This window comes from Bradyrhizobium sp. INPA03-11B, from assembly GCF_040446015.1.
In the GTDB taxonomy this organism is placed as follows: domain Bacteria; phylum Pseudomonadota; class Alphaproteobacteria; order Rhizobiales; family Xanthobacteraceae; genus Bradyrhizobium; species Bradyrhizobium macuxiense_A.
On the sequence record NZ_JASGSR010000222.1, the window covers coordinates 1 to 6,183 of the forward strand.

Genomic DNA, 6,183 nt, shown 5'->3' on the forward strand with positions numbered 1-6,183 from the left:
CCACATGCGGATCGTAGCCGATGAACTCGACGCGCTCCGGATTGTCGCGCACCGCGTTGCAGATCCGGCCCAAGGGCGTGCGGGTCAGCGCGTACATCGCGATCGCCGAGACCAGCACCCAGAACGCGATCAGGTAGTAGACCTGGATCTGCGGCCCGAAGGTCCAGCCGAACAACGGCATCAACGACGTGCGGTCGGTGGTGATGCCGGATTCGCCGCCGAACACGCTGCGCAGGATCAGCGACGACGAGGCGACCAGTTCGCCGATGCCGAGCGAGATCATCGCAAACACGGTGCCGGCGCGCTTGGTCATGACCCAGCCGACCAAAAGGGCGAACGCCATGCCACCGATGCCGCCGACCAGCGGGATCACCGGCAGCGGGATCGGCCAGTTGTGGCTCGCGACCGCATTCATGACGTGGACGGCAAGGAAGCCGCCGAGGCCGTATTGCACCGCGTGTCCGAACGACAACAGCCCGGTCTGGCCGAGCAGGATGTTGTAGGACAGCGCGAAGATGATCGCGATGCCGATCAGGCTGAACGAGGTCAGCGAGCCGCCGGAGGAGAAGATCAGCGGCAGCACGACGAGCGCTACGGCTGCGAGCAGCCAGACGCCATAGAAGCCGAGGGCGCCGCCGGACTCCTGCTTGGCCGCGGCGAGGGAGGGCGTGGGAGCGTTCGTCATGACTCGCGCGTCCCCAACAGGCCCATCGGGCGGAAGATCAGCACCAGCACCAGCAGCAGATAGGGCAGGATCGGCGCGATCTGCGCGATCGTGACGTTCCAGATATCGGTGAGCGGCGAGGGGCCGAGGCTCGGATCGAGCGGCCCGAATACGCTGGCGAGCGAGCCATTGAGCGCGACCGCAAAGGTCTGGATCAGCCCGATCAGCAGCGAGGCGATGAAGGCGCCGGGCAGCGAGCCGAGGCCGCCGAACACGATGACGACGAACAGGATCGGGCCGAGCAGCGCGGCCATGTCGGACTGCGTCACCAGCGAGGGGCCGGCGATGACGCCGGCAAGGCCAGCAAGCGCGCTGCCGACGCCGAACACCAGCATGAAGACGCGGCCGACATTGTGGCCGAGATGGCCGACCATGCTCGGATGGGTCAGCGCGGCCTGCACGATGAGGCCGACGCGCGTCCGCTTCAAGGTGACGAGGAGCGCGATGAAGATCACGACCGAGACCACCAGCATGAAGATCTTGTAGGCGGGGTAGTTGGTGGAGAACACGGTGAAGGCGGGGAAGTCGAGCACTGCGGGAACGCGGTAGTCGACCGGGCTCTTGCCCCAGATCATCGAGACGATCTCTTCGATCGCGAAAGCCAAACCAAAGGTCAGCAGCAGTTCGGCGACATGGCCGTGCTTGTGGGTGTTGCGCAGGCCGTAGCGCTCGACGCCCATGCCGACCACGCCGACCAGCAGCGGCGCGATCACCAGCGCCGGCCAGAAGCCGATCCAGCGGGTGAGCTGATAACCGAAGAACGCGCCCAGCATGTAGAAGCTGGCATGCGCGAAGTTCAGCACGCCCATCATGCTGAAGATGACGGTGAGCCCGCTGGACAACAGGAACAGCAGCATGCCGAACAGGACGCCGTTGAGCGTCGAGATGACGATGAGTTCAGCCACGGGGCACCCGTTTGAGACTGGAACGGTTCACGTGATCAAAGACCTGTCGAAGGAAATTTATCACCAGTCATTCCGGGGCGCTCGCGTTAGCGAGCGAACCCGGAACCTCGACATTCCGGGTTCGCCTCTTCAAGGCGCCCCGGAATGACGGAAGGAGCCGATCAGGGCCGCTTCATGTTGCAGGTGGTCGGAAGCATCGTCTGCGCGGTGTCGATCTTGGAGACGATGTGCCAGCCCCAACCGGTGTTCTCCTCGTCGTACGGCTCCTTGGCCTTGTCGGCCAGCGAGCCGAACGAGGAGATGTAGATCGGCTGGAAGAACTGGTGATCGTCCTTGCGCATGAAGCCCTCGCCGCCGTCGAACACGTCGAACTTCATGCCTTCGAGCGCGGCTGCGACCTTCACCGGGTCGATCGAGTTGGCCTTCTCGGCGGCCGCCTTGAACATCCGCATCTCGTTGACCGCGCGCGGATACCACACGGAAATGCCGGTCTTGGCGCGGAAGTCCTTCTCGAAGTCCATCGCGGCCTTGTTGCCGGAGTTCGGAACGCCTTCGCTGATCTGGAACACCTGGTTCTCGAGGCCGGTCTGCTTGATCGCGGTCGGTCCGCCGGCGCCGCCGGCATAATAGGTGTACCAGTTGACCTTGAGGCCGGCGTCAGCCGCGGCCTTCAGCAGCAGCGCGAAGTCCTGGCCCCAGTTGCCGGTCACGACGGTGTCGGCGCCCGACGCCTTGATCTTGGCGATGTAGGGCGAGAAGTCGGTGACCTTGAGCATCGGGTGCAGTTCGTCGCCGACGACCTGGATATCCGGCCGCTTTTCGGCCAGCATCTTGCGCGCAGCCGTGCGCACCGACTGGCCGAACGAATAGTCCATGTTGATCAGGTAGACCTTCTTGATGGACGGCTGGCCCTTCATGTAGTTGGTCAGCGCTTCCATCTTGATGTCCGAGTTCGCATCCCAGCGGAAATGCCAGTAGCTGCACTTCTCGTTGGTCATGCTCGGATCGACCGCGGCGTAGTTGAAGTAGAGCACTTCCTTGCCGGGGTTGCGCGAATTGTGCTTGGTGACGAAGTCTTCCAGCGCGGCACCGACCGACGAGCCGTTGCCCTGGGTGATGTAGTGGACGCCGGCGTCGACCGCCTTCTGCGCCTGCACCAGGCTTTCCTGCGGATTGGTCTTGTTGTCGAGCGGAACGATCTCGACCTTGTGGCCGAGGATGCCGCCCTTGGCGTTCAGCTCGTCGGCGAGATACTGGAACGTCTTCAGGCCGCCTTCGCCAACGCTGGCGCCGCCGCCGGAGAGCGGATCGATGTAGCCGATCTTGATGGATTCCTGCGCGGACGCCGCGCCTCCCAACACCGTCAGTGCTGCCGTGGCAGCAACGATCAGCTTACGCATCCTGCTTTCTCCCTTGCTCATGTTTCTTGATCTTCAGCGATCGAAGCCGTCTCATAACCTCAATTGCCGAGCCTTCGCAACTTTCGCTTTGAATACTGCGTCAAGTTTTCGCGCGAGGTATTATAATGTTATAGGCTATAAATGTTTCGAGATGCCGCGAGATCCGGCGCAGATTTGAACCGCAAGTAAACTTTTGGACGAGGCGTTCGCCAGTTCGTTTTGGGGCCGACGTCGTCCGAATTCCGGCGAGACGAGCCTGGTCCGGGAGCATTATAGCGACGGGACGCGAATTGGCGATTCAAGCCGGCCGGCGCGGCTTGAGGCCCGAGAGGAAGAGCCGCGCGAAGTGGTCGGCGATCTCGACGGCAGACCAGTCGCGCCTGGTCTTGAACCAGATCGGATACCAATGCCCCATGCCGGTTAAAATCCGCTCGGCGAAATATGTGTCGATGCGGCGGAAGCGGCCTTCGTCGATCCAGCGTTGATAGCTGTCCTGGTCTCGCCGGATCGTCGCCAGCACCTGGCCGACGTATTCTTTCCGGTCAGCGTCGTTGAGATAGTTGATGTTGTGGTAGGTCGCCTTGGGGCCGCAGGGCGTGTCGTGCAGCATCAGCAGCAGGCGGATTCTCTGCACGATGTGATCGAACGCCCCGAGGCTGTACTCTTGCAGATGCTCGCGAATGCCGACCTCGCCGGCGAGCCCGCGTCGCAGGCAGGCCAACAGCAGGCTCTCCTTCTCGCTGAAGTGATAGTAGATGCCGGCGCGGGTGATGCCCGCATCCATGGCGATGCTTTCGAGCGATGTGCCCGACGCGCCCCTTCGATTGAAGCTGTCGGAGGCAATCGACAGCATCCTGTCGAACTTCGCCGCCCGCTTGCTCAACGCAGCCCGAGACTCGAGGAAGGGCGCGAGGCTGAGCGGTTCGGGCATGCCGGGAAGCGCGATCTCGCGCCGGTAGACGCCGTGCGTGATGATGTCGTCAATGGCGTCGATCGCCTGTTGCCGCGTGTAGTAGTCGCGTTCGGACAGCCAGAACGGGACCCAGTCCAGGATCGAGATCAGCGCAACCGCCGTGAGCTGCGGCTCGTCGCAGGCGATCGAACCGTCCGCGACGCCCCGTTCCAGGATTTTCGCCAGCAGTGCGGCGTTCTGCCAGCGCTTGGCATGGACCTCGCTGCTGTAAGGCGTGGCCAGCGCATCGATATCGGTGAACAGGATCATGCGCTGGCCTTCAGGCCGCAGCCGGCCGCGCACGAAGCGCCTGACGATCTCGAGCCCGTCGATCCCGGGCTCGGCGGCGGCTTCGATTTCGTGCCGGTAGATCGCAAGTCCCCGCAGATAACAGTGGAAGATCAGATCTTCCTTGTCGCGGAAATAGTGGTACAGCGCGCCCGGCACGGCCCGAACCGACGCCGCGACCTGCTCCATCGTCACGTTCGCATAGGAGTGGCGGGCAAACAGGCGGGAAGCTGAGACGAGGATTTCTTCAGCCCGATCCGTCGGGTCGGCGGCGACTTGCAAGCTCGAATGCCCTTCCTGATCGCGGAACGATGATCCGCACGCGAGATAATCCGCTTGGCAGCGGCTTGTCGATCTGCGATAGACGGTGGCATACCATACACCAGCAGTCCTTTGGAGAGAGCATGGCGCGCAACATTCTGATTCTTGGAGCCTCCTACGGCTCCCTGTTGGGGACCAAGCTCTTGATGGCGGGGCACAATGTGTCCCTGGTGTGCCGCAAGAACACCGCTGACCTGATCAACCGCGAGGGCACCGAGGTCCGGATCAAGCTGCGCGACGAGAAGGAGCATCGCTCGATCTTCTCGCGCGACCTGCCGGGCAAGCTCGACGCCGTCACGCCCGCCGATGTCGACGTGTCGCGCTACGACATGGTCGGCCTTGCGATGCAGGAGCCGCAATACACCAACCACACGGTTCGGGTGCTGATGATCAAGATCGCGGCGGCGAAGCTGCCGTGCCTGTCGATCATGAACATGCCGCCGCTGCCGTATCTGAAGCGAATCCCCGCGCTCGCCGGCATGGACCTCGAGGAGGCCTACACCAATGCGCAGGTGTGGGAGCGCTTCGAGCCGGGCCTCGTCACGCTGTGCTCGCCGGACCCGCAGGCGTTCCGTCCGCCGGAGGAGAAGGCCAACGTGCTGCATGTCGGCCTGCCGACCAACTTCAAGGCCTCCGCTTTCGCCGACGACAAGCACAACAAGGTGCTGCGCGAGCTCGAAGCCGACATTGACGCCGTGACGCTCGACGGCCAGGACGTTCCGGTGAAGCTGAAAGTATTCGACTCGCTGTTCGTGCCGCTCGCCAAATGGTCGATGCTGCTGACCGGCAATTATCGCTGCATCACGCCGACGGAGCCGCAATCGATCCGCGACGCCGTGCACGGCGATCTCAGCCGCTCGCAAGCGATCTACGACCATGTCGACGGCATCGCGCGCAAGCTCGGCGCCGATCCTGCCGACCAGGTGCCGTTCGCGAAATACGCCAAGGCCGCGGAAAGCCTGCTCAAGCCGTCCTCGGCGGCCCGCGCGGTCGCCGCCGGCGCACCGTTCATCGAGCGCGTCGATCTCTTGGTGAAGCTGATCTCGCACCAGCTCGGTAACCCCAGCGCCGAGATCGACCGCACCGTCGAGACCGTCGATCAGAAGCTGAACGAGAAGATCGTGCAGGGCGGCTCCGGCGCGGAGTAACCCGAGCACGTGGTGGCGGGGGTGGGAAGCGCGCCCTCGCCATGCATCGACGATCGGCAAAGCGTGCGATCGCGGCTGCCGAATGCATGGCTCGGCTTGGTCAGTTGAGCTAGGCTGGCGCAGCTGCGGCTCGGAGCCACCGACATGCCGAACAAATCGCTGCCTCTCCTTGCAATCTATGGCGACCTCGATCGCGCGCGCGACATCCTGCGCGCCTGGCAGCCGCTCGACCATCTTTCCCCCGACGACGCCGAGCTTGTCGTGAAAGCGATCGCCGAGGGCATCGCGCGCGGCCGCCGGCACGGGCTCGAGATGGGGCAGTGCCATCTGGCAGCGTGAGGTGCGGTCACCGAGCACTTGCCTAGCGCTCGCATATCGCGCCCTACATTCGTGAGGTGAGCACACCAGTCAGGCTCCCTCCCCCCTTGCGGGGGAGGGTGGGGAG

6 protein-coding genes are annotated in these 6,183 nt (G+C 63.7%); 2 read left to right on the forward strand and 4 right to left on the reverse strand.

Annotation, left to right across the window (positions count from 1 at the left end; genetic code table 11):
- From QMZ05_RS40030 to QMZ05_RS40045, 4 genes are all read right to left on the reverse strand, one after another.
- Positions 1-685, reverse strand: a 685-nt coding sequence (locus QMZ05_RS40030; protein ID WP_353705762.1) for a branched-chain amino acid ABC transporter permease, incomplete at its 3' end; no start/stop codon positions are given.
- Entirely contained in the window at positions 682-1,629 is a 948-nt protein-coding gene (locus QMZ05_RS40035; RefSeq protein ID WP_353705763.1) for a branched-chain amino acid ABC transporter permease, read from the reverse strand. The genes QMZ05_RS40035 and QMZ05_RS40030, both read right to left, overlap by 4 nt.
- A gap of 161 nt (positions 1,630-1,790) precedes the next feature.
- Positions 1,791-3,029 carry a branched-chain amino acid ABC transporter substrate-binding protein gene (locus QMZ05_RS40040; RefSeq protein WP_353705764.1) on the reverse strand — a complete coding sequence of 413 codons (1,239 nt, stop codon included), beginning with the start codon at positions 3,027-3,029 and terminating at the stop codon, positions 1,791-1,793.
- A gap of 298 nt (positions 3,030-3,327) precedes the next feature.
- Positions 3,328-4,551, reverse strand: a complete 1,224-nt coding sequence (locus tag QMZ05_RS40045; RefSeq protein ID WP_353705765.1) for a TetR family transcriptional regulator — start codon at positions 4,549-4,551, stop codon at positions 3,328-3,330.
- A gap of 122 nt (positions 4,552-4,673) precedes the next feature.
- Here QMZ05_RS40045 and QMZ05_RS40050 point away from each other — a divergent pair, with 122 nt between their 5' ends.
- Together QMZ05_RS40050 and QMZ05_RS40055 are read left to right on the forward strand one after the other, a co-directional pair.
- Entirely contained in the window at positions 4,674-5,738 is a 1,065-nt protein-coding gene (locus QMZ05_RS40050; RefSeq protein WP_074130272.1) for a ketopantoate reductase family protein, read from the forward strand.
- 144 nt (positions 5,739-5,882) lie between these two features.
- A complete protein-coding gene (locus QMZ05_RS40055; RefSeq protein WP_050423447.1) occupies positions 5,883-6,077 on the forward strand; it encodes a hypothetical protein in 195 nt (64 codons plus the stop codon).
- The last annotated feature ends 106 nt before the right edge of the window (positions 6,078-6,183 follow it).

Excerpts from the sequence above, each read along its gene's own strand:
- QMZ05_RS40055 (WP_050423447.1), top strand. The coding sequence starts at position 5,883 with ATGCCGAACAAATCGCTGCCTCTCCTTGCAATCTATGGCGACCTCGAT.
- QMZ05_RS40050 (WP_074130272.1), top strand. The coding sequence starts at position 4,674 with ATGGCGCGCAACATTCTGATTCTTGGAGCCTCCTACGGCTCCCTGTTG.
- QMZ05_RS40040 (WP_353705764.1), bottom strand. The coding sequence starts at position 3,029 with ATGCGTAAGCTGATCGTTGCTGCCACGGCAGCACTGACGGTGTTGGGA.